This is a genomic window from Burkholderia seminalis (assembly GCF_001718535.1).
Lineage (GTDB): Bacteria > Pseudomonadota > Gammaproteobacteria > Burkholderiales > Burkholderiaceae > Burkholderia > Burkholderia seminalis.
Map to the genome: position 1 here is coordinate 1986360 of NZ_CP013400.1, position 23605 is coordinate 2009964.

The window sequence follows — 23605 nt, forward strand, 5'->3', positions numbered from 1 at the left end:
TATACTGGGCTCAACGGGTGTCGCGCACCAACGCCCTGCCTTCCCTGTATCGACCTGCACACGGAGAAAGCGAATGAGCACGACTGTCGCGCAGATTCTCAAGGCCAAGCCTGATTCGGGCCGCACGATCTACACCGTCACGAAGACCGATTTCGTCTACGACGCCATCAAGCTGATGGCGGAAAAGGGGATCGGCGCGTTGCTGGTCTTGGACGGCGACGACATCGCGGGTATCGTCACCGAGCGCGATTACGCGCGCAAGGTCGTCCTGCAGGACCGTTCATCGAAAGCGACCCGCGTCGAGGAAATCATGACGGCGAAGGTACGCTACGTCGAACCGTCGCAATCCACCGACGAGTGCATGGCGCTGATGACCGAGCACCGGATGCGCCACCTGCCCGTCCTCGACGGCGGCAAGCTGGTCGGCCTCATCTCGATCGGCGACCTCGTGAAGAGCGTGATCGCCGATCAGCAGTTCACGATCAGCCAGCTCGAACACTACATTCACGGCACGCCGGTCGCTTCGACCTGATCCGCGCAGCAAAAAAGGCCCAAACGCGTCAGCGTCTGGGCGGAAAGCCGCCGACATGCGGCGACGGAGGTTCTGCTCCAGCGGGCGAACGACGCGCGCAAACGGCGCGCGTCTCGTCGATTGAATGGTGCGCTCGGGCAGACCGGGGACGTTCGATTAGTTGCCGAAGTAGACCGAATTCACCGGATTCGGTGCTTCCCGCGTCACGCGGCGGCCGGCTTGGCCCGCGCCCGTCGCGACGGCGCCGTAGCCGCTCGTATCGGCCTGTGCGAGCATCGGCTGGTTCGGCTGGATCCGCTGTTCGGCTGCCTGGATGTTGCTCGGGTACTGCGCATCGCTCGCCAGCGGCTTGTAGCCGTTCTGTTCGAGTTGCACGAGTTCGGCCTTGACCTGGTCGCGCGTCAGCCCCTGTTCGGACTGTGCAAACGATGCGATCGGTGCGGCAAGGACGGATGCGGCGATGGCTGCGTAGATGATCGACTTCATGATTTACCTCCGGAATATGTTCTCTTTTGACGTCGCCTCGGCAGGACCCTGTCTGAAGCGAATGAATCCAGTGTAGTGCGCGTCACTCCAAGGGGAAACCCTTAGTTGGAACATACAGCGTTGCAATTTTGGAAAAAATCACCAAATATTTCCGCACACAGCCCGCGCAACTTGCGTTATATGCACAACAATCGCTGACGAAACGCCAACAGCCGGATCACATATCCCGAAGGTTGTGTTGTAGAATCGTAAGGTTTTAATCGCCAGCCGATATTCCATCCACCATGTACGCGCTCACGCTCCTTTCGGTTTCGCCGTCCGGGCCGGCCGGCGTGCGCGCGCACGCCGGCCATCCGGCGCATCCCCTCGCTCGACGCACGGCCCAGGCACCGCTCGCCCCTGCCCGGCGCCTGATCTGACGGCTCGGTCTCCTCCCGGAGCCAGGTCAGACAGGCTCCGGGCGATCCCCATAGGCACGCCACGCCTGCCCTTGCCGATCATTTGGAGAACTGCCATGAAACAACGCCTTTACCAGTTGACCGAACTCGACGTTGCTCGCCTCGAGAAGCACGCCGAACAGAACCCGCGCTTCCAGACCATGCTCGACACGCTGCTCGAGCGTGCCGACATCGTGCAGCCCGACGCCATCAAGGCCAATGTCGTCACGATGAACTCGCAGATCACGCTGCTCGACGAAGCGACCCAGGAACAGGCGACCTGGACGATTGTTTATCCGGACGCCGCCAATCTCGAACTCGGCCGCCTGAACGTCTTCTCGCCCGTCGGCATGGCGCTGCTGGGCACGCAGCGTGGCCAGATGGTCAAGGTGATGCAGCCGAGCGGCGCCGAAAAGCAGATGAAAGTCTCCGCGATCGTGTTCCAGCCGGAAGCCAACGGCGAGTACACGCGCTGACGTCACCGGCGGCCAGTGCCGCGCGCAACACCGACGCACAACGAAAAAAGCGAGGCACGCGCCTCGCTTTTTTGCATCCGGACGACGCGAATCGTCGACATCACATTCCGCAGACAAAAAAAAGGCGCCCGAAGGCGCCTTTTTTGATGCTGCGAAGCGGGTTACCCCGCCGTCACGCTTAGAAGCGGTGACGCAGACCAACCGTTGCTGCGGTTTGGTTGATCGACGAGCTCGGCAGCGTGCTGACGTCGCCGTTGTAGATCGATGCGCCGATGCCGTTCTTCGCTGCACGCTGGTACACAGCTTGTGCGTAGACGTCCGTGCGCTTCGACAGTGCGTAGTCAGCTTGCAGACCGAACTGGTTCCAGTGCGTGCTGCCGTTGTTGATCTTCGCGTTCGTGTACGTGTAAGCAGCACCCAGGCCGAGAGCCGGCGTCAGGTTGTACTTTGCGTTGACTTCGTAGTTGTCGGTGCGCAGCGTGCCCACACCAACAGCATTGTTGTCGAGACGCGCTTGCGTCCACGCTGCGCCGACTTGCGCCGGGCCGAATGCGTAACCAGCAGCAGCGCCGTACGTACGGACGCGGCCTTGGCTAGCGATGCCACCGATCGCCGACGACGTTGCGCCGTTTGCGTTCGTGCCGTCACCCAGGTTCGCTTGCGAGTATGCACCCGCCAGCTTCAGGCCTTGGAACTGGTATGCAACGCCTGCGCTGTACGCACGGTTGTTACCGAAGTTCGTGTTGTTCGAGAACGAGTACGTGCCGCCGAATTGCAGGCCAGCGTAGTTCGCGCTCGTGTACTTGATCGTGTTGTTCTGAGCGACGTCACCGTTCGTGCTCAGACGATCGAGGTTCAGCGGGTGCGCGAAGTACGTGCCGCCCCACGAGCCCGTTGCCGTCAGCGGCGCCAGGTAGTCTTGCGTTGCGTCATATTGCTTACCCAGCGTGACCGTGCCGTACTGGCTCGACAGGCCGACGAAAGCTTGGCGGTTGAACATGCCGCCGTTGCCGTTCGCGAAGCGGCCGTTACCGATGTTGAAGCCGCTTTCCAACGTGAAGATTGCCTTCAGGCCGCCACCGAGGTCTTCCGAACCACGCAGACCGAAACGGCTCTGGTCAATGCCCGAACCCATCGACCAACGCGACTTGCCAGCTTGGCCCAGTGCCGGTTGGACGTTGCTTTGGTAGGTGATGCCTGCGTCCAGCACGCCGTACAGCGTGACGCTGCTTTGCGCGTGAGCGACGGTAGCGAACGATGCTGCAGCTGCTGCAACGATCAGAGTCTTGTTCATTCGTGGAGCTCCCTTCTAAAAAGAGGCAGGTCTCGCGACCTTGTTCATAAACGGTCTTCAACCGCCCGGGAGTGCCATCGGTCCTGCTGGCCACGCCCGGATAGTTGCCCGTTTGGGAACCGTGAGTTTAGGGGTGTACCCTAGGGGAGCGATCCGCAAATAAAGAAATAAGCTTTTCCAGAACTAGAAATAATGAAAGTGGGGCCTAGTCATAAGTATTTGTTTTAACGCTTTTTTTTGACTTCTTGACGACAGCATTTTGGAGGCATTCATCGCACCATTCTTACATGTCATCGTCTTGACGGTTGCATAGAAACAACAAACGGATCCGGCCGAGCACCCCAAAACGGTAATTTTTACCCGAACCGGTCTCAATCTTCGAGCGTTGGACATCTAAAACACTCGCAACCATTGGTAAACAGAATGCGGCGGCCGCGCCGCGGGCGACTCCCCGTCAGCCGACAGAAAGGAACAGGCGGTTTGCCCTGCCGTGACACGCAGTAACAGGCTTAACCGCTCACGTAACCCGGCGGGCGTTCCGGCAGGCTAATGTAAGGCAGCCTTCATTACTGCACAGGACACGCCATGAATCGACGCTCGCTGCTGCGCGCCATCGGATTGACCGCCGCCTTTGCCGGGACCGGCTGGCTGCGCGCCGCCTCGGCCCAGCCCGCGCCGCCCGTGTACCGGCCGTCCGGCCCGAACCGCGTGCCCGGCGGCCCGCCGTACGATGATCGCCCGCGCCTCGCGCCCCCCGCGGCCCGGCACGACCGCCGGCCGCCGCCGCCCCGGCCGCACGGCTATATATGGACGGATGGCTACTGGCGCTGGCAGCGTGGCCGCTATATATGGGTGCCCGGCCGCTGGGTCGCGCGGCGCCCCGGACGTCGCTGGGTACCCGGCTACTGGCGCCGCCAGGGGCCGGTATGGGTCTACGTCGACGGCTCGTGGCGATAGGCCGCCGCACGGCGCCGGACGGCAAGCGGGAAGCGGCACCGTTCGCGCCGTCGCGTCAGGATGCGTAGCCCGCCATCAACGCATCGTCCGGCCCGCGCCCGGACACCTTCACGATGCACACATCGACGCATCGTCCCGGCTATTCATCCTGACGGCACCGTTCGGATAACGAAATCAATCGATGCCGATGCAGACGTATCCGGCCGTACATCGTCCCGTCGCGCCTCCGCAGCACGCCGTGCATCGACGCAACGGTCCGTGCATGCCGCTCAACGCCCGCCACCCTCCTGTTCTCGCGCACGACGACGCGCCGCGCGGATCGCGCGATGATGTTCATCGGCCCATCTGATCATCGCCTGCATCGGCGTCAGGAACGAGCGCCCGAGCTCGGTCAGCGCGTATTCGACGCGCGGCGGCACTTCGGCGAACAGCGTGCGGCTGACGAAGCCGTCCTGTTCGAGCCGCTTCAACGTACGCGACAGCATCTGGTTCGACACATCGCCGATCGCGCGGCCCAGTTCGTTGAAGCGCATTGTGCCGCCGGACAGCGCCTCGAGCACGAGCAGGCTCCACTGGTCGCCGATGCGATCGAGGACATCGCGGATCGGGCACGGCTGATCGAGTTCGACGGATTCGTCGGCTAACGGCAACGGCATGACTGGATTCTCTTTCACGGGCAACGCACGGTCATCGCGGTGTGACCTGTTCACACCGCGATGACTTCTTGTGACGGGTTCGCGGCAACTGTACCATTCGATCGCCCCGACAACTGCCGGGATTCGCCAGTTCAACGAAACATGACGATGGCGCGGCGTCGCCGTATCGGCCGCAGTAACGACGCATGCGTTGCGTCCGATCGCTGCGCATCGGACGGCATGCGTCCCGGCAGTTTCGCGCGCATCCACGACCCGTCAGACAAGGAAATCGCCACATGTCATCGCTCTGCTCCTCCGCTCGCACCGTCGCCGCATGCATGTTGCTGGCCGCATCGGCGGCCGCGCCGGCCGCCGGCCCGGCTCCCCGCGACCTGGCTGCCGAGGAAGCCAACCGCCAGCTCGTGCTGACGTTCTACGACCGCTTCTTCAACAAGCACGAAGCGGTCGAAGCCGCCGCCGTCGTCGCGGACGACTACAAACAGCACAACCCGCACGTGCCGGACGGCAAGAAGCCGTTCGTGTCGTATTTCGTCGGCGCATTCCAGAAGAACCCCGCCTCGCGCGCACGCATCGTCCGCAGCGCGACCGACGGCGACTTGGTGTACCTGCACGTGCACGCGACCGAGCGTCCGGGCGATCGCGGCGAAGCGGTGGTCGACATCTTCCGCGTGAAGGACGGCAGGATCGTCGAGCACTGGGACGTGATCCAGCCGGTGCCCGAAACGGCCGCGAACCGGAACACGATGTTCTGACGCGCGGGCGGCGGGCAAGCGCGGGTGCCCTGCGCGCGCGAAGTCCCCTACAATCGTGCTTCGCCGCCGCTCCGGTGCAGGCGAAGCACGGCCCGCCAAGGCGGCCGTTCGCGAAGACGGTGTCAACGATGAACCCCGCCCATATCTCCCTGAGCAACGCCGGCGACCTGGTCGCCAGCCTCGGCAGTCCGCAGTTTCCCGCCCGGCTTTGGGCGTGGCTGCGCGAAACCGTCGATCCGCAATCCCATTACAGCGTCGCGACGCGTTACCGGCGCGACGCGCCGTCCCACTCGGTCAACAGCGTCGACGTGCTGTTCTTCGCCGGCGGCGACGATCCCGACGGCACGCGCCACGCACTCGATCTGTATACACAGGGCGACTGGCGCGACGACACGCTGCTCCCGCATATCGAGCGCGCGACCGATTCGCAGCTCGTGTTCTCCTGCAATGACGAAATCGACACGGCGACCGAGTACGGCCGCCAGTTCGCGCTCGGCGACCTCGGCGAGGACTGCACGCTGCTCGGCAGCGAGCGAGACTATGTCTATGCATTCTCGCTGTTCCGCCGGCGCGGCCAGCCGTCCTATACGCTGGCCGAACTGGCGCTGCTGCGGCAGCTCGGCGATTTCGTGCTGCCGCTGCTGATCCAGCATGCGCGGCTCGCCCGCCTGACGCCGCGCTCGGACGACGGCGCGCTGCTGCTGCGCTTCGAACAACGGCTGTCGGCCAGCGGCGCGGCGCTGTCGCAGCGCGAGCGGCTCGTCTGCCGCGCGGTGCTGCAAGGCCGGCCCGTCCCGCAAATCGCCGACACGCTCGCGCTCAAGGCCAGCAGCGTGCGCACCTATCTCGGCCGCGCGCTCGCGAAGCTCGGCGTCGCGAACCGCGCCGGGCTGTTCGCGTGGTGCGTGACCGAAGACGAAGCGCAGGAAGACCGCAGCCGGTAAACGCCGCCTTTGTCGCACGTTGTCCTCAAAACGACGACAGACAGCCGGCCGCCCCGCTCCTAGTATCTGACTCACCCGACGGCAGCAACGCGTCGGATACCACGGAGACACGGCATGCCGATTACCGGATCGACGCCGGCCTGCACGGCCGCAAGCGCGTCGCTCATCGATTCGCCGATACGGGCCCGTCGGCGAAACCGGCATGACGCTCCGGCAGCCGTTGCCGACCTTCGCCACGGCGCAGCAGCGCCGCCACGCGGCGCCGGCACGTAACCCCTCTCACCCCGTTCCACCCCGACCGGGCGCACCCGACCGGACGAGCCGCACGGCCCGCCCGCCGTACACGCGCGCCCGTCGATCCCCTACCCGGAGGAGACACATGCAACACGCCGATACCGTCTATCTGAACGGCCTGCTTTACACGGGCGACGTGCAGCGCCGCTTCGCGCAGGCGCTCGCCACCCGGAACGGCAAGATCGTCGCGGTCGGCCACGACGACGACATCCGCCCGCTGGCCGGCCCCGCGACGCGAAGGGTCGATCTCGCCGGCCGGCTGATGCTGCCGGGCCTCATCGACGGTCACGTGCACCCGCTCGAAGGCCATCAGATCCTCGGCGACTTCGACCTGTCCGGCATCAACGATCCCGGCACGATCCTGCAGCGTATCCGCGCGTGCGCCGATGCGACGCCGAACGAGCCGTGGGTCTATCTCGGCGGCGCGAACCTCGCCGCGTTCGGCACGTATCCGACCCGCGAACTGCTCGACCGGATCGTGCCCGACCGGCCGCTGCTCGTGGTCGGCTTCGACGTGCACAGCGGCTGCCTCAACACGAAGGGCCTCGAAGCGGCCGGCATCCGGGCCGATACGCCCGATCCGTCCGGCGGCGTGATCGAGCGCGACGCCTCGGGCGCGCCGAACGGCGTCGTGCACGAAGCGGCGTTCTACCGCGTGTGCCCGCTCATTCCGCAGCTGAGCCCGGCCGGCTACCCGAAGTCGCTCGCCAAGGCGCACGCGATGGCGCACGGCTACGGCATCACCGGCTGGTTCGATGCACGCGTCGACGAAGCCGAGCTCCAGGCCTATGCCGACGCGCAGCGCGCGGGCACCCTGAAGGCGTACATGAGCGCGGGGCTCTACGCAAACCCGCGCCGCGACCCGCGCGAGCAGATCGAGCGCTTCGCCGCGTGGCGCCGCGAATACGAGCGCGACAACCTGCGCCTGCACACGGTGAAGATCTTCGTCGACGGCGTGCCGGAATCGAAAACCGCCGCGCTGCTCGAGCCGTATGCGGGCACCGACGACTGCGGCCTCGCGCTGTGGAGCCAGGACGCGCTGAACGAAATCTGCCTGCTCGCCGATACCGCCGGCTTCGACCTGCACTTCCACACGCTCGCCGACCGCGCGGTGCGCATGACGCTCGACGCGCTCGAACATGTCCAGCGCCGCAACGGCATGCGCGACCGGCGCGCGCAGCTTGCGCACCTGCAGCTCGTCGATCCGGCCGACATGGGCCGCTTCAACCGGCTCGGCGCGATCGCAAGCGTGCAGACGCTGTGGACGGCCGCCCGCGAGGAGCAGCAACAGCTCTATCGCGACCTGCTCGGCGCCGAGCGCACCGCGCGCAACTATCCGTTCCGCAGCCTGCGCAACGCGGGCGCGATGCTCGCGGCCGGCTCCGACTGGTCGGTCAGCACGATGGACCCGATGCAGATCATCCAGACGGGTGTCACGCATCGGCTGATCGACCAGCCCGACAGCCCGCCGTGGAACCCGCACGAACGGCTCGACCTGCTCACGATGCTCGAGGCCTACACGGTGAACACCGCCTACGCGCTGCGTTTCGACGACTGCACCGGTTCGCTCGAAGCGGGCAAGGACGCGAGCTTCGCGATCCTCGACCGCAATCCGTTCGCGCACCCGGTCGAGACGTTCGCGCAAACCCGCGTGATCGAGACGTGCTTCCGCGGCGAAGTCGTGCACGCGGTGCCCGGCTGGGCCGACTGAGCGCCGGCCCGCGCCGTCGTCAGGCGACGTCGAGCGCCAGGACCTGTTCGGTCGTCAGCACGTCGCCGAACGTGTCCGACAGCGCGGCCAGCGTCGCGCGATGGAGGTCGCGGTGCGGCACCGTGCTGCCGTCCGCGACGTCGAGATCGCGCGTCGCGCACGCGTCGTCGACGACGATCACCGCATAGCCGAGCGGCACCGCATCGCGTGCCGCGCCGGCCACGCACGCATGCGTCATCAGGCCCGTGACGATCAGCGTGTCGACGCCGGCCGCCTTCAGGCGCGCGTCGAGGTCGGTCGTCGGGAACACGCTCACCGACGTCTTCTTCACGACCGCGTGGTGCGGCGCCGGCTGCAGGTCCGCGTGGAAGCGAAACCCGTCGCTGCCGTCGGCGAAGATCGGGCTGTCGGCCGCATCGACATGCTGGACGTGAAATACCGGAATGCCCGCGCGGTCGGCGAACGCGATCACGCGCCGTGCATTGCCCAGCGCGCGCGGCCCGTCCGGAATCGGCAGGCGGCCGCTGAAGTATTCGTTCTGGAAATCGATCACCAGCAGCGCGCTGCGGGCGGCGTCGATCGACGTCGGCGCGGTCGCGCCGGCCAGGGTACGGATGGTCGGGTGTTGCATGGGTCGCTTCCTTTCGGTTCGCATATTGACGAGACGGCGCGCCGGGCCGGCCGGCGCCGCCGGACGCGGCCCGATCCTTCCGCGGCCGCGAGGCGCCAGTGTCGGGCCGCGCGGCCTCGCGCGACAGCCGCACACGGGACAACGTCCGACAGGATCGGGCCAACGTGCGTGCCGCCTACGACAGCGCGGCCGTCCGGGCGCCCGGTCGCGTCCGCCCGTACGCGGCCATCATCACGAAGCTGAGCAGGAAGCCCGCGCCGCCGATCAGCAGCAGACCGGTCTCGCCGAACACGGGCAGCAGGTTGGTCAGCGCGCCCGTGACGACCCACGCGACAGCCATCACCGAGCCCGCGACGCCGAGCGCCCAGCCCTGCCGGTCTTCGCTGACGGCGTCGGAGAACGCCGTATACATGGTCGTGTACGCCACCATGTCGAAACAGCCGACGACCATCGCGAGCGCCCACAGCACGGGTTCGTGCGGGAACCATGCCGACAGGATCTGGCCCAGCCCGGCGACGAGCAGGCCCGTCTTCGCGATGTCGATCACGCGCCACACGCGCAGCATCAGCCGCACGACGAACAGCAGGCCGAACACGAAGCAGATGCCGATCACGCCGCTGAACAACCCGAGCCGCGCGCTCGTATAGCCGAATTTCGCCTGCAGCAGCAGCATGATGGTCTGCAGGTACAGCCCGTAGCCGACCTGCATCAGGAAGAACACCACCGACAGGAACGCGACGTTGCGCTGGCGCGCGGCTTCCCAGATGATCCGCAGCGGCAGCAGCGGATCGATGCGCGTATCGCCGCGCGGCGCGGCCGAGTCGCGATACGATGCCCAGGTCCAGCACGCACAGACGAGCGACAGCGCGGCGACCAGCACGAACGGCGTGCCGTAGTCGAACAGCGGCGAGATCGTCCGGTCGGACGTGACGCCGCCGAGCACCGGGCCGACGATCACGCCCGCGCTGAACGCGAGCGACATGATGCTCATGTTGTACGCCTTGTTCTCCGGCGTGCTCAGGTCGGTGATCGCCGCCTGCGCGATGCCCTGGCAGCCGGCCATCAGGCCGGTGAGCCCGCGGCCGGCCAGCAGCAGCGCAACGCTGGCGTGCCACGCACCGGCCGCCATCATCGCGTAGCCGGCCGCGAGGCCGAGCACGCACAGCAGCAGGATCCTGCGGCGGCCGTAGCGATCGGACAGCTCGCCCATCAGCGACGAGCCGAAGAACATGCACAGCGGGTAGATCCCGTAGCCGAGACCGAGATAGAAATTGCGCAGATGCGGGCCGGCGTCGGCCGGCAGGATGCCCGCGTGCGGATCGCTGAAGATCGCGGACATCATCGGGTAGACGAGCCCGAATCCCATCGCGTCGAGCGCGATGGCGAGCAGACAGGGGCCGAGCAGCGTGTAATCGAGCCGGGACATGGCGACCTTCCGGAAGGAGTGGATGATCGCCCAAGCGTAATGACCGGGCGGCGGCCGCGGTAGGCCGCCGCCCGCGATGCTAACCATCGGCTGCGCCGCTACCCGGCACGGCGCCCGCGCCGATGGGTCACCGGGGCGCGGCCGCCGGCCGCTACCTGGCGCTCAGCGGTTCGCCCTGGAATTGCCGGCGTGCGACCACGCACGGCGCGCCGTCGCGCATGAACACGCTCGCGAGCAGCCCGAACGATGCCGCGAACAGCACGTACCAGGCGGGCGCGACGGGCGAGCCGGCCGCGTGCGCGACCTGTTCGCGCACAAGATCGCGCTCGTGCCGCTCGCCGGCCCCATGATCTGCCAGACGATCGGTCTGAGCTTCCTGCAGCGCCACGAACGCGATCCGAACCTGCTCGCGCTCGCGACCGTGTGCCGGCGGCTGGCGGTCAAGGGGCCGACCGCACGGTAGCGCGTCGATCGGCACGCAGCCCTTGCCGCGCGCATCGGCGAGCCCGACGAAGTGGGCAGCCTCGTGCTGTTCCTCGCGTCCGACGAATTCGCGTATTGCACGGGGTCGGAATTCATCGTCGACGGCGGGATGCTCGCGGGCTGCACACTCCACTGATCGGCCGCACTGCCGGAAACGGAAACGCCAACGCCGCCAGCGGCTCGACCCGCGCGGCGGCGTTGGCGCTTCAGGACATGGAGCAAGAGGCCACGCCGCTCAATACCCCTTCGGCTGGATCGCCGGCGCACCGGCACCGCGCGCGCCGTGCCTGCCGCCGCGCACGAAGCGGCGCCCGCGCGGGCCGTACACGCCGTCCGGCTCCGGATACAGTGTCAGCAAGACGAAGTACAGCATCCCGCCCACCGCCAGCGACACCGGCACGCTCAGGTCGAGCCCGTCCGCGAGGTGGCCGAGCGGCCCGACGAACTGGCCCGGCAGGTTCACGAACGCGAGCCCGACCAACGCGGCCGGCAGCCATGCGCCCATCGCGCGCACGTTCCAGCCGTGCGTAAACCAGTAGTGGCCGCCGCGCAGCCCGCGATTGAACACCTGCAGGTCGTCGGCAAGATAGTAGCCGCGGCGCGTCACGTAGCCGATCACCATGATCGCCATCCACGGGCAGCTGAACGTATCGATCAGCGTCGAGAACGTCGCGACGCTTTCGACGAGGTTGAACCAGAAGCGGCCGACGAAGATGAACGCGATCGCGATCGTGCCGATCAGCAGCGTCGCGCGGACGCGGTTCAGGATCCGCGGGAACATGCTCGAGACGTCGAGGCCGGTGCCGTACAGCGCGGTCGTGCCGGTCGACATCCCGCCGATGATCGCGATCAGGCACATCGGCAGCAGGAACCAGCGTGGCGAGATCGCGAGCAGCCCGCCGACGTAGTCGTTCGACGCAATGAACGCGGGTGCCTTCGACGCGATGATCGTCGCGGTCGCAAGGCCGAAGAAGAACGGCACGAACGTCGCGACCTGCGCGGCGAACACCGCGCCCATCACGCGATGCCTCGGCGTGTGCTGCGGGATATAGCGTGCCCAGTCGCCGAGCGTCGACGCGAACGACACCGGATTGCTCAGCGCGACCAGCACCGCGCCGACGAACGCGGCCCAGAAACCCGTGCTGCCCCGTTGCAGCGTGCCCGCATAGTTCATGTCGAACAGGCCGGCGAACGCGAACAGGCCCGCGACGAACAGCACGCTCGCGGCCCACACGGCGATCTTGTTGACCCACAGCATGAAACGGAAGCCGTAGATGCAGACGATCAGCACGAGCACCGCGAACACCATGTACGCCGCGCCGAGCGTGAAGCCGTTGACGGGCACACCGACCATGTCGTGCGCGCCGCCGACGAGCGCGTCGCCGGAGCTCCACACCGCGAGCGAGAAGAACGCGATCGACGTGAGCAGCGCGAGGAACGAGCCGACGATCCGGCCGTGGATGCCGAAATGCGCACCGGACGACACGGGGTCGCTCGTGCCGTTGCGCGGGCCGAACAGGCTCATCGGCGCGAGGATGCACGTGCCGGCGAGCACGCCGAGCACGATCGCGCAGACACCGGCCTTGAACGACAGCCCGACCAGCACCGGAAAGCTGCCGAGCACCGATGTGGAAAACGTATTGCAGCCGCCGAACAGCAACCGGAACAGATCGATCGGCCGCGCATAGCGCGATGCATCGGGAATGCGCTCGAAACCGAACGACTCGACCTGCGTAATCCTGCCTTCACCCATGTTGTCTCCCACTCCTCTGGTGCGCCTGTAAGGCTCTGCGGCCATACGACGCATCGTCATCGATTCGCGGCCACTCTAAACCGGATCGGCGGCCGCAAATATCACGCATTCGAGACGTTTACGACGAAGGAGAGCAATGTTTCCCGGCGGGCAGGCGGCCGGTGCCCGCGCCGTCCGTACGGCGCGGGCGATGCGAATCAATGCGCCGCCACGGCCGCCGGCGCGCGGCAGGCGATCAGGCCCCGCTGAACGGCCGGCCGCGCGGCGATGTCGGCCAGCCAGCGTTCGACGTGCGGGAAACCGGAAACGTCGAGATCGAGCCCTGCCGCCGTGCGCAGCCACGGAAACGCCGCGCCGACCGCCTCACGCTACTTCCCCGACTGCGCAAGCGGGCCTTGCGCCCCCTGCCCCGTGCCCGACGGCCAGCCGCCCGCGAGCGCCTTGTACAGCGCGACCGTCGACGCCGCGCTGCGCATCCGGCCGTCGGCCGCCGCGTCCTGCGCCTGCAGCAGCGTCCGTTGCGCGTCGAGCACTTCGTAGTAGTCGATCGCGCCGGCCGAAAAGCGGGTCTGCGCGAGCTGCGCGGCGCGCGCGCTGTCGTCGGCCGCGCGTATGAGGTGCGCGGTCTCGTCGCGCGTGCGGGCAACGCGCAGCAGCGCGTTCTCGGTTTCCTCCAGCGCGCCGAGCACGGTCTGCCGGTACTGCGCGAGCTGGCCGGCCGCTTCCGCGTCGCTCGCGGCGATCCGCGCGCGCACACGGCCGACGTCGAGGAACGACCAGTCGATGCCGAGCGCGATCAGGTTCGTGTCGCTGCCCGCGCGGAAGAACCCGTAGCTGCTCGTCGCGCTGCCGAGCAACCCCGACAGCGTGAAGCGCGGAAACAGGTCGGCCGTCGCGACGCCGACGCGCGCGGTCGCCGCGTGCAGCCGCGCCTCGGCGGCCGCGACATCGGGACGCCGGCGCAGCAGGTCGCCCGGCGTGCCGGGATCGAGGTCGGCGGCCAGCGCCGGGAGCGGCACCGGCGTGCCCGGCGACGCACCGGTTTTCGGCGGACCGAAGCGGCCGATCAGCGCATCGGGCGTCTGCCCGGTCAGCACCGCGAGCCGGTGCTCGTCGACGCCGATCGCGGCTTCGTACACGGCGATCCGCGACGTCGTCGATTCGTACTGCGCACGTGCTCGCGCCGCATCGAGGTCGGAGCCCCGCCCCGCGCCGACGCGCGCATTGATCAGCGCAAGCGTCTGCTGCTGGTTGTCGGCGTTCTCGCGTGCGATTCGCAACCGCTCCTGCGAGCCGCGCAGATCGACGTACGTGCTCGCCACTTCGCCCGCGATCGCGACGCGCACCGCGCGCACGTCGGCCGCGCTCGCGGCCGTTTCCGCGCGCTGCGACTCGATCGAGCGCCGCACGCGGCCGAACAGGTCGAGTTCCCACGCGGCGTTGATGCCGATGTTCGACGTCGGCGTGTCGCGCTGGCTGCGCGGCGCGCCGAACGCCTGATCCTTGCTCATCAGCTGATGGCCGATCTGGCCGCTCGCGGTGATCGTCGGATAGCGGTCGAACGTTGCTTGCGACAGCAGCGCGTTCGATGCGTCGTAGCGCGACACGGCCACTTGCAGGTCCTGGTTCGCCGCGAGCGCCGCATCGATCAACTGCGTCAGCACCGGATCGCCGAAGCCGCGCCAGAACGCGGCATCGGCGGCGGCCGACGCATCGGGCGGCATATCGGGCGGCGACGCGTCGCGCGGCGTCGCCGGATGGCCGTCGCGCGCGAACCGTGCGGCCGTAGCCATATCGGGCCGCTTGAAATCGGGGCCCACCGCGCACGCGGCAAGCGTCAACGACATCGCGAGCGCGGAAAGTCGAAAAGCGGCGCTCATCGGTTTTCTCCTTCGAGGGTGCCGTGCTGTTCGCTCCAGACGGCCGGCGTGCCGCCCGCGAGCTTGCGGATCGCCACATAGAACACGGGCGTCAGGAACAGCCCGAACAGCGTGACGCCCAGCATCCCCGCGAACACGGTAATGCCGGTCGCCGCCCGCACCTCGCTGCCCGCACCGCTGCCGATCAGCAACGGCACCGAGCCCGCGATGAACGCGACCGACGTCATCACGATCGGGCGCAAGCGCAGCTTGCATGCGTCGAGCGCCGCCTCGATCACGCCCTTGCCCTGGATTTCGAGTTCGCGCGCGAATTCGACGATCAGGATCGCGTTCTTGCACGCGAGCCCCATCAGCACGACGAGACCGACCTGCACGAACACGTTGTTGTCGCCGCCCGACAGCCACACGCCGAACAGCGCCGCGCACATGCACACGGGCACGATCAGGATCACCGCGAGCGGCAGCGTCCAGCTCTCGTACAGCGACGCGAGCACGAGAAACACGAGCATCACCGCGAGCGGGAACACGACGATCGCCGCGTTGCTCTGCGTGACCTGCTGATAGCTGAGGTCGGTCCATTCGAGCGTGATGCCCGGGGGCAGCACGTCCTTCGCGATCTGCTGGAGCTTCGCGATCGCCTGCGACGACGACATCATCTTCGGATCGGCATCGCCGATCAGGTCGGCGGCCGGATAGCCGTTGTAGCGGACGACCGGGTCGGGCCCATACGCGGGCCCGACCGTCACCATCGAGCCGATCGGCACCATCTCGCCGTTCGCATTGCGCGTGCGCAGGTTCGCGATGTCGGCGGCCGTCTGCCGGTGGCCCGCGTCGGCCTGCGCCATCACGCGATACACGCGGCCGAAGAGATTGAAGTCGTTCACGTACATCGAGCCGAGATACACCTGCAGCGTATTGAACAGGTCGGTCAACGCGACGCCTTGCGCCTTCGCCTTCAGCCGGTCCACCTTCACCTCGAGCTGCGGGATGTTCGCCTGGTACGAGCTGACGGGATAGCTCATCCCCGGCGTCTTCGCGACCGCGGCCTGGAACGCGGACAACGCCTTCTGCAACTCGCCGTAGCCGAGCCCGCCGCGATCCTCCAGGTACAGCGCGTAGCCCGAACCGTTGCCGAGGCCCTGGATCGGCGGCGGCATCAGCGCATAGGTCATGCCGCCGTCGATCGCCGCGAAGCGCGCGTTCAGGTCCGCGTTGATCTGCGCGGCGCTGCGGTGACGCCGGTCGAACGGCTTCAGGATCACGTACGAGTTCGTGATGTTCGGCGTGTTCACGCCCTGCAGCGCGTTCAGCCCCGCGAACGCCGGCACCATCTCGACGCCGTCGGTGCCGAGCGCGATCTTCGTCATCTGCTCGGTCACCGCGCTGGTGCGCGCGAGCGATGCGCCTTCCGGCAGCTTCGCGCCCGCGAACAGGTACAGCTTGTCCTGCACGGGGATGAAGCCGCCCGGCACCGCGTTGAACAGCAGCGCGGTCGCCGCGAGCAGCGCCGCATAGACCGCGAACACCACGCCGCGCCGCTTCAGCGTGCGGCCGACGACGCCGTGATAACGGTCGGAGCTGCGCTCGAAGAACCGGTTGAACGGATGAAACAGCCAGCCGAATGCGCGATCGAGCGCGCGCGTCAGCGCATCCTTCGGTGCGCCGTGCGGGCGCAGCAGCTTCGCGGCGAGCGCCGGCGACAACGTCAGCGAGTTGATCGCGGAGATCACCGTCGAGATCGCGATCGTCACCGCGAACTGCTTGTAGAACTGGCCCGTGACGCCCGACATGAACGCCATCGGCACGAACACCGCGCACAGCACGAGCGCGATCGCGACGATCGGCCCCGACACCTCGCGCATCGCCTGGTGCGCGGCATCGCGCGGGCTCAGCCCCTGCGCGATGTTGCGCTCGACGTTCTCGACAACGACGATCGCATCGTCGACGACGATCCCGATCGCGAGCACGAGCCCGAACAGCGTCAGCGTGTTGATCGAATAGCCGAGCAGGTAGAGCCACGCGAACGTGCCGACAACCGACACGGGCACCGCGACGAGCGGAATGATCGATGCGCGCCACGTCTGCAGGAACAGGATCACGACGAGCACGACCAGCACGACGGCCTCGATCAGCGTGTGCTGCACCGCGCGGATCGACTCGCGCACGAACACCGTCGGGTCCCACACCGGGCGGTACGCGACACCGGGCGGAAACCGCTTCGACAACGCGTCGAGCTTCGCATACACGGCCTTCGCGACATCGAGCGCGTTCGCGCCCGGCGACAGGAAGATGCCGACCACGGCCGAATGCCTGTCGTTGAAATACGAGCGCAGCGTGTAGTCGCCCGCGCCGAGCTCGATGCGCGCGACGTCGGACAGCTTCACGACCTGGCCGTCGTCGCCGTTGCGCAGCACGATGTCGCCGAACTCCTGCACCGTGCGCAGGCGGCCGCGCACGTTGATCGACACGAGGAAGTCGTTCCGCTTCGGCGACGGTTCCGCGCCGAGCTGGCCGGCCGACACCTGCACGTTCTGCTCGCGCACGGCCGCGATCACGTCGCTCGCAGTGAGCCCGCGCGACGCGAGCCGGTTCGGGTCGAGCCACAGCCGCATCGCGTAGTCGCCGGAACCGTACACGCCGACGTCGCCGATGCCGGTGAGCCGCGACAGCTCGTCCTTCACGTGCAGCGTCAGGTAGTTGCGCAGGTACAGCGAATCGCGGCTGTTGTCCGGCGAGTAGAGGCTCACGTACATCAGCGGTGTCGGCGACTGCTTCTGCGTGGTCACGCCGTACTGGCGCACCTCTTCGGGCAGGCGCGACAACGCCTGGCTCACGCGGTTCTGCACGCGCACGGCGGCCGTGTCGGGATCGACGCCCTGCAGGAACGTGACGACGACCTGCAGGCTGCCGTCCGATCCCGCCACCGACTTCATGTACATGATGCCTTCGACGCCGTCGATCGCTTCTTCCAGCGGTTCGGCGACCGATTCGGCGATTTCCTTCGGGTTCGCGCCGGGATAGGTCGCCCGCACGACGACGCTCGGCGGCACGACTTCCGGATATTCGCCGGCCGGCAGCATCGGAATCGAGATCAAGCCGATCGCGAAGATGACGATCGACAGCACGACCGCGAAGATCGGCCGGTCGATGAAGAATCGGGAGAAATCCATTGCGTCGCTCCCGTCAATGCGCGGCAGGCGTGCCGGCGTCGGCCACGGCCTGCGCGGCGCGACCGGCCTCGGCGCGCGCGGGCAGCGCCTTCGGCTTCACCTGCGCGCCCGGATAGTAGATCCGCTGCACGCCGTCGACCACCACGCGGTCGCCTGCCTGCAGCCCCTTCTCGACGATCCGCTCTCCCTCCAGCTCGCGGCCGATCGTCACGTCGCGGCGCAGCGCCTTGTCGCCCGGGCCGATCACGTAGACGTACTTGCGGTCCTGGTCGGTCAGCACGGCCTTGTCGTCGACGAGCAGCGCATCCTCGTCGCGGCCGCTGACGAGCTGCACGCGCGCGTACAGGCCCGGCGTGAACGTATGATCCGCATTCGGCAGCCGCACGCGTGCGCGGATCGTGCCGGTCCGCGGATCGAGCCGGTTGTCGAGGAAATCGACGGTGCCCGCGTGCGGGAAGCCCGTCTCGTTCGCGAGGCCCACGCGCACGGGATCGGCGCCGATCGCGCGATGCTTCGGATCGGCGCGGCGCGCGTTGTAGCGCAGGTAGCTCTGCTCGTCGCAGTCGAAATACACGTACACGGGATCCTGCGACACGACGGTCGTCAGCAGCGTGTCGTCCGCGCGCGCGAGGTTGCCGACGGTCGCGACCGCGCGGCCGACACGCCCGGCGATCGGCGCGCGCACTTCGGTGAAGCCGAGATTGAGCTTCGCGTCGGCGACGGCCGCATCGGCCGCCTGCAGGTCCGCGCGTGCCTGCTCGGCGGTCGCGCGCGCGTTGTCGAGTTCTTCCTGCGACGTCGCGTGCGCATCGATCAGCGTCTGCACGCGCTTGAGCTGCACCTGCGCGAGGCTCGCGGCCGCACGAGCGCGCTGCTGCTGCGCGCTGGCGCGGTCGAGCGCGATCCGGTACGGGCGCGGGTCGATCTCGAACAGCAGCGCCCCCTGCGCGACCGCGTCGCCTTCCTTGTACGCGACACGCTGCAGATAGCCGCTTACGCGCGGCCGCAGTTCGACCGCATCGACCGCTTCGACGCGCCCGTTGAACGCGTCCGCGAGGCGGACCGTGCGCGGCGCGACCGTGGCGACGCCGACTTCGGGAAGGGGCTGGGCCGACGACGGGCCTTTGCCGTCGTGACAGCCCGACAACGCCAGCAACAGTGCGCAGGCGACGCTCAAAGGCGACGTCCTGCGTAGGGATAAGGAGAGCATGATGCCTCGCGACGGGTTAAACTGCCGCGTAGCATAAAAGTTGAAGTTAACTTCAAGTCAAGCTTTCCCGGAGGACATCATGGGTATCCAGGAAACCCCGCAATGGCCGCTGATGTCGATCCGCGAAGTGGCCGCGCGCAGCGGCGTGCCGGCGTCGACGCTGCGCTTCTACGAAACGCGCGGGTTGATCAAGTCGCACCGCAACGGCTCGAGCCACCGGCACTATTCGCGCGCGGTGCTGCGGCTGATCGCGTTCATCGTGTTCGCGCAGAAGATCGGTTATTCGCTCGACGAGATCGCCGAGCAGCTCGTCAGCCTCCCCGAGGACACCGCGCCGAGCAACAAGGACTGGCAGCGGCTGTCGCGCGGCTGGAAGCAGCGCGTCGCGAGCCGGATCGAGGAGTTGCAGCGGCTCTACATCAACCTCGACGAATGCATCGGCTGCGGCTGCCTGTCGCTGAAGCGCTGCAAGCTGACCAATCCGGAAGACCGCGCGGGCCGCAATGGGCCCGGCGCACGGCGCTGGCTCGGCGACAAGCCGCCGACGGATGCCGAATGACCGGCGGCGCCCCCGCGCCCGCGGCGTGCGCCGTGTGCGTCACCCGACGCGCCAGCCGCCGTTTACCGCCACCGTCGCGCCCGTGACGAACGACGCGCGCGGCCCGGCGAGCCACGCGACCGCATCGGCGATGTCGTCCGGATGTCCGACGCGGCCAACCGGCGTCTGCTCGCGGATCGTCGCCGCGATGGCCGGCGCGACGCCGCCGTCGCCGAAGAAACGCGTGTCGGCGATATAGCCGGGCGCAACCGTATTGACCGTTATGCCGCGCGGCCCGAGTTCGCGCGCGAGCGCAACGGTGAATCCCTCGACACCGGCCTTCGCGGCGGCATAGGCAAGGCCGCCCGGCAGCAGGCTGCCCGCGCGCGCCGCGATCGAGCCGATGTTGACGATCCGCGCGTCACGGTCGGCCAGGTGCGGCAGCACGGCCATCGTCGTCAGGAACAGGCTTTTCAGGTTCGCGTCGAGCACGGTATCCCACACGGCTTCGGCCTCGCCCGCTTCGGTATCCGAACCGACGCGGCCGGTCAGCCCCGCATTGTTGACCAGCACGTCGATGCGCGGCCACCGCGCGACGATCGCGGCGACCGCCGCCGCCGCGTCGCGCCGCACACTCAGGTCGCCCGCCTGCCCGATCGCCGCGCCGCCCAGGCGCGCGACGGCCGCCTCCAGCCGCGCGAGGTCGCGCCCGACGATCGCGACCCGATACCCTTCCTGCGCCAGCCTGCTCGCGATCGCGAAGCCGATCCCGCTCGATCCGCCCGTGACGATCGCCGTACGTTGCTGTTCGCTGCCCGTCATGACCTGCCCTCCTGACTGTCGACGTGTGTTGACAGGGACATTCTGGGCAGCTCAGGGTGATAGGTAAAATACGAATTCGATGACCTACTGATACACGGACGGTATCGCATGATCGATCTGCGCCAGTTCAGGCAATTCGTCGCGGTCGCCGAGACGCTGAGCTTCCGGCGTGCAGCCGAGCGGCTGCACATGGCGCAGCCGCCGCTCAGCGCGGCGATCCGCAAGCTCGAGGACGCCCTGGGTGTCGCCCTGCTCGAACGCGACAACCGTGGCTCGCGGCTCACGCCGGCCGGTGACGCGTTCCTGCTCGAGGCGCGGCGCGCGCTCGAGCAGGCCGAGCGCGCGGTGGCCGTGGCCCGCCGCACGGGCGCGGGTCTCGGCGGGACGCTGCGGCTGCGCTTCGTCGACAGCACGGTCAACGCGCTGCTGCCGCTGATCCTGCGCGCCTTCCAGGAGCGGCATCCGGACGTCGATTTCCAGCTGGAAGAAGGCACGACCGCCGAGCAGGTGCTCGCGCTGCGCCAGGACCGCACGGACGTCGGCCTCGTCGTGCTGCCGGTGGCCGAGGCCGGCGACGTGCGCGTCGAGCCGCTGCTGCGCGACCGGATGGTGGCCGCGGTGCCCGACGGCCACCGGCTCGCGCGCCGCAAGCGCATCGCGCTCGCCGAGCTGGCGGACGAACCGTGGATCATGTTCGCCGCGCACCATGGGCCCGGCATGCATGCGCTGATCGTCACCGCCTGCGCGCAGGCCGGTTTCGCGCCGCGCGTGGTCCAGCAGCCGCGCCAGATGCAGACGACGGCCGGGCTCGTCGCGGGCGGCATCGGCGTCGCGCTGATGCCGCGCCTGTTCGTGCCGATGCAGCCGCCAGGCATTGCGTTCTGCGAACTGAAGGAGGCGGGCAGCCCGCTGGCGTACGAGCTGGCGATCGCCTACCGCACGCCGTCGCCGCTCGTCGATGCGCTGCGCGAGACCGCGCGCAACGCGGTCGGTGAACTGGGGCTGGTTGCCGCGACGTGACCGCGCGCATTGCGCGCGCGGCGGCCGTCAGTCGCCGACGACGCCGAACACGACGTCGAGCACGGCCTGCCGGAACGCCTCCGGCCGCGTCGGCAGCGACGTGAACTCCAGCATCATGTGGCTGTACGACACCGTCATGCCGATCGCGCTCGCGATCATGAAGAACAGCATGTTCGGATCGACCGGGCGGATCGTGCCCGCCTCGACCGCCTCCGCCAGCAGCGGAAACATCGCATCGTGATACGGGCGCACGAGCCGCTCCTGCAGCCGGTCGAGCCGCGCGCCCTCCTCGGTCGCCGCGGTCGAGAAGAACATGCCGATATCCGGCTCCGCGAACTCGTGATCGACGCACAGCTCGAGCGCGCGCCGCACGCGGTCGCGATGCGGCAGCGACGACGCGCGCAGCGCGCGCAGTGCATCGAACAACGGCGCGGCCAGCTCGACGATCTGCTCGACCACGGCCAGCCACAACGTTTCCTTCGCGCCGAAATGATGGGCGATCAGCGCCGCGTCGATGCCCAGTTCGCGCGCGACCTCGCGCACGCTCGTCGCGTCGTAGCCGCGCTTCGCGAAGGTGCGGCGCGCGGCCCGCAATATCACGTCCGGACCGACGGACGCATCCGCCAGCGGCCGCCCGCGCGTACGCCGCTTCGACGGCACGCGCTCAGTGACTTCAGCCACGTTTTCCTGCTCCCCTTGATTGGTTCGAATGCCTGTGTTCGGGCCCCGGTTTCACGTCCCGTAACGAGGCTGCCCGCCCGACTCCGTTGACACGCGGAGCCGGGAAGCGCTAGGATCATACCTTATTCATCACGTGATGATTTATCCATGACAACCCCTACACGCATCGTCATCGTCGGCGGCGGGATCGCCGGGCTGCAGCTTGCGACCCGCCTGGGCGAGCGTCTCGGCCGGTCCGGGCGGGCGCAGGTCACCGTCGTCGACCGCAGTCCGACGCACATCTGGAAGCCGATGCTGCACACGATCGCGGCCGGCACGCGCGACGTCCAGCAGCAGCAGGTGATCTTCCTCGCCCATGCCCGCGACCACGGCTACACGTACCAGCCCGGCGAACTGAAGGGGCTCGATCGTGCGCGCCGCCGCGTGCAGCTTGGCGAGATCCGCTCGCAGGACGGCGCGGTGGTGATCGAGGCGCGTGAACACGAATACGACGTGCTGATCCTCGCGCTCGGCAGCCAGGCCAACGATTTCGGCGTGCCGGGCGTGCGCGAGCACTGCTACTTCATCGACAGCCAGCAGCAGGCCGAGACCTTCAACGAAGCGTTGCGGATGCGCGTGTTCCGCAGCATCGCGCGCGACGAACCGTTTCGCGTCGCGATCGTCGGCGCGGGCGCGACGGGCGTCGAACTCGCGGCGGAGCTGAGCCGCCTGCTGGAGGTCGCGCAGGCCTATGGCGACGAGACCGTGCGCGAGCGGCTGCAGCTCACGCTGCTCGAAAGCGGCCCGCGCATCCTGAACGCGTTTCCGCCGCGGATTTCCGCGTCCGCGCAGCGGCGGCTCGAACAGATCGGTTTTCACGTGCTGACGTCGACGCGCGTCACGTCGGCCGATGCGAACGGATTCCACTACGGCGACGGTTCGTTCGCCGAAGCGGACCTGATGGTCTGGGCAGCCGGCGTGAAGGCGCCGGATTTCATGCAGGCGCTCGGCGGGCTCGACACGAACCGCGCGAACCAGGTCGTCGTCGGCCCGACGCTGCAGGCCACGGGCGACGAACGCGTGTTCGCGATCGGCGATTGCGCGAGCCTGTTGCCCGACGGCCACGAGCGGCCGCTGCCGCCCACCGCGCAGGTCGCGACGCAGCAGGCCGAACATCTCGCGAAGCACCTGCCCGCGTGGCTCGACGGCACGCCGATGCCGCCGTTCGCGTTCCACGATTTCGGCGCGCTCGTATCGATCAGCGACTACGACGCGTTCGGCACGCTCGGGCAGTTCGGGTTCTTTCGCGGCGGCTTCATCCAGGGGCGTTTCGCGCAGTTCAGCCACCTGATGCTCTACCGGCGGCACCAGCAGGCGCTGCACGGTTTCTCCAAGGCGACCCTGCTGTGGATCGCCGAACGGATCAACGGCTGGGTGCAGCCGCGCATCCGCCTGTCGTGATGCCGCGCGTGG

At 68.0% G+C, this 23605-nt stretch carries 20 protein-coding genes and 3 pseudogenes; 11 read left to right on the forward strand and 12 right to left on the reverse strand.

The genetic code is table 11. The features are described 5' to 3' along the window. The first annotated feature begins 73 nt into the window (after positions 1–73). Positions 74–532, forward strand: coding sequence for a CBS domain-containing protein (locus tag WJ12_RS29525; protein WP_059557571.1), 459 nt, complete (start codon positions 74–76; stop codon positions 530–532). Positions 533–688: 156 nt separating this feature from the next. Here the strand turns inward: WJ12_RS29525 and WJ12_RS29530 are convergent, their stop codons facing one another. Beyond that, the gene (locus tag WJ12_RS29530; RefSeq protein ID WP_034189920.1) at positions 689–1018 is read right to left on the reverse strand and encodes a DUF4148 domain-containing protein; all 330 of its coding nucleotides are present in this window, start codon (positions 1016–1018) and stop codon (positions 689–691) included. Between the two features lie 514 nt (positions 1019–1532). Between WJ12_RS29530 and WJ12_RS29535 the strand changes: the two genes are divergently transcribed. Next, a complete protein-coding gene (locus WJ12_RS29535) occupies positions 1533–1931 on the forward strand; it encodes a GreA/GreB family elongation factor (RefSeq protein ID WP_034189921.1) in 399 nt (132 codons plus the stop codon). Between the two features lie 178 nt (positions 1932–2109). On the opposite strand, the gene WJ12_RS29540 is transcribed toward WJ12_RS29535, so the two are convergent. After that, complete coding sequence (locus tag WJ12_RS29540; protein WP_059557570.1) at positions 2110–3225, reverse strand: porin; 1116 nt, start codon at positions 3223–3225, stop codon at positions 2110–2112. A gap of 585 nt (positions 3226–3810) precedes the next feature. On the opposite strand from WJ12_RS29540, the gene WJ12_RS29545 reads away from it, so the two are divergent. After that, positions 3811–4182, forward strand: a complete 372-nt coding sequence (locus tag WJ12_RS29545) for a YXWGXW repeat-containing protein (RefSeq protein ID WP_059557568.1) — start codon at positions 3811–3813, stop codon at positions 4180–4182. 269 nt (positions 4183–4451) lie between these two features. Here the strand turns inward: WJ12_RS29545 and WJ12_RS29550 are convergent, their stop codons facing one another. Further along, a complete protein-coding gene (locus WJ12_RS29550) occupies positions 4452–4838 on the reverse strand; it encodes a winged helix-turn-helix transcriptional regulator (RefSeq protein ID WP_059557566.1) in 387 nt (128 codons plus the stop codon). 275 nt (positions 4839–5113) lie between these two features. On the opposite strand from WJ12_RS29550, the gene WJ12_RS29555 reads away from it, so the two are divergent. From WJ12_RS29555 to WJ12_RS29565, 3 genes are all read left to right on the forward strand, one after another. Then, complete coding sequence (locus WJ12_RS29555) at positions 5114–5590, forward strand: nuclear transport factor 2 family protein (protein ID WP_059557565.1); 477 nt, start codon at positions 5114–5116, stop codon at positions 5588–5590. A 128-nt stretch (positions 5591–5718) separates the two neighbouring features. Continuing rightward, positions 5719–6534 carry a helix-turn-helix transcriptional regulator gene (locus tag WJ12_RS29560; protein ID WP_226104071.1) on the forward strand — a complete coding sequence of 272 codons (816 nt, stop codon included), beginning with the start codon at positions 5719–5721 and terminating at the stop codon, positions 6532–6534. Between the two features lie 379 nt (positions 6535–6913). Beyond that, the gene (locus WJ12_RS29565) at positions 6914–8539 is read left to right on the forward strand and encodes an amidohydrolase (RefSeq protein WP_059557563.1); all 1626 of its coding nucleotides are present in this window, start codon (positions 6914–6916) and stop codon (positions 8537–8539) included. Between the two features lie 19 nt (positions 8540–8558). Here the strand turns inward: WJ12_RS29565 and WJ12_RS29570 are convergent, their stop codons facing one another. The 3 genes and pseudogenes from WJ12_RS29570 to WJ12_RS36140 form a co-directional block, all read right to left on the reverse strand. After that, positions 8559–9170, reverse strand: coding sequence for a cysteine hydrolase family protein (locus tag WJ12_RS29570; RefSeq protein WP_059557562.1), 612 nt, complete (start codon positions 9168–9170; stop codon positions 8559–8561). A gap of 175 nt (positions 9171–9345) precedes the next feature. Then, complete coding sequence (locus WJ12_RS29575; protein ID WP_059557560.1) at positions 9346–10596, reverse strand: MFS transporter; 1251 nt, start codon at positions 10594–10596, stop codon at positions 9346–9348. Positions 10597–10747: 151 nt separating this feature from the next. Further along, positions 10748–10900, reverse strand: a pseudogene (locus WJ12_RS36140) (MFS transporter); the annotation flags it as partial. Between WJ12_RS36140 and WJ12_RS35510 the strand changes: the two are divergent. Both WJ12_RS35510 and WJ12_RS35515 read left to right on the forward strand, forming a co-directional pair. Beyond that, positions 10886–11059, forward strand: a pseudogene (locus WJ12_RS35510) (LysR family transcriptional regulator); the annotation flags it as partial. The pseudogenes WJ12_RS36140 and WJ12_RS35510 overlap by 15 nt on opposite strands. 24 nt (positions 11060–11083) lie before the next feature. Continuing rightward, positions 11084–11215, forward strand: a pseudogene (locus WJ12_RS35515) (SDR family oxidoreductase); the annotation flags it as partial. Between the two features lie 99 nt (positions 11216–11314). On the opposite strand, the gene WJ12_RS29580 reads toward WJ12_RS35515, so the two are convergent. The 4 genes from WJ12_RS29580 to WJ12_RS29595 form a co-directional block, all read right to left on the reverse strand. After that, the gene (locus WJ12_RS29580) at positions 11315–12832 is read right to left on the reverse strand and encodes a purine-cytosine permease family protein (protein WP_059557558.1); all 1518 of its coding nucleotides are present in this window, start codon (positions 12830–12832) and stop codon (positions 11315–11317) included. A 368-nt stretch (positions 12833–13200) separates the two neighbouring features. Then, the gene (locus tag WJ12_RS29585; protein WP_034189932.1) at positions 13201–14712 is read right to left on the reverse strand and encodes an efflux transporter outer membrane subunit; all 1512 of its coding nucleotides are present in this window, start codon (positions 14710–14712) and stop codon (positions 13201–13203) included. Continuing rightward, positions 14709–17882, reverse strand: coding sequence for an efflux RND transporter permease subunit (locus WJ12_RS29590; RefSeq protein WP_059557556.1), 3174 nt, complete (start codon positions 17880–17882; stop codon positions 14709–14711). Before WJ12_RS29590 ends, WJ12_RS29585 begins: the two co-directional genes overlap by 4 nt. Positions 17883–17895: 13 nt before the next feature. Next, the gene (locus WJ12_RS29595; RefSeq protein WP_059557555.1) at positions 17896–19092 is read right to left on the reverse strand and encodes an efflux RND transporter periplasmic adaptor subunit; all 1197 of its coding nucleotides are present in this window, start codon (positions 19090–19092) and stop codon (positions 17896–17898) included. A 79-nt stretch (positions 19093–19171) separates the two neighbouring features. Between WJ12_RS29595 and soxR the strand changes: the two genes are divergently transcribed. Further along, complete coding sequence (gene soxR, locus WJ12_RS29600; protein WP_027805447.1) at positions 19172–19651, forward strand: redox-sensitive transcriptional activator SoxR; 480 nt, start codon at positions 19172–19174, stop codon at positions 19649–19651. A gap of 39 nt (positions 19652–19690) precedes the next feature. Here soxR and WJ12_RS29605 read toward each other — a convergent pair whose 3' ends face one another. Further along, a complete protein-coding gene (locus tag WJ12_RS29605; protein ID WP_059557554.1) occupies positions 19691–20452 on the reverse strand; it encodes an SDR family NAD(P)-dependent oxidoreductase in 762 nt (253 codons plus the stop codon). Positions 20453–20560: 108 nt separating this feature from the next. Between WJ12_RS29605 and WJ12_RS29610 the strand changes: the two genes are divergently transcribed. Next, positions 20561–21472 carry a LysR family transcriptional regulator gene (locus WJ12_RS29610; protein ID WP_059557552.1) on the forward strand — a complete coding sequence of 304 codons (912 nt, stop codon included), beginning with the start codon at positions 20561–20563 and terminating at the stop codon, positions 21470–21472. A 27-nt stretch (positions 21473–21499) separates the two neighbouring features. On the opposite strand, the gene WJ12_RS29615 is transcribed toward WJ12_RS29610, so the two are convergent. Then, positions 21500–22153, reverse strand: a complete 654-nt coding sequence (locus WJ12_RS29615) for a TetR/AcrR family transcriptional regulator (protein WP_034189938.1) — start codon at positions 22151–22153, stop codon at positions 21500–21502. Between the two features lie 147 nt (positions 22154–22300). Between WJ12_RS29615 and WJ12_RS29620 the strand changes: the two genes are divergently transcribed. Then, positions 22301–23593: an NAD(P)/FAD-dependent oxidoreductase gene (locus WJ12_RS29620; RefSeq protein WP_059557550.1), complete on the forward strand. Its 1293-nt coding sequence runs from the start codon at positions 22301–22303 to the stop codon at positions 23591–23593. The last annotated feature ends 12 nt before the right edge of the window (positions 23594–23605 follow it).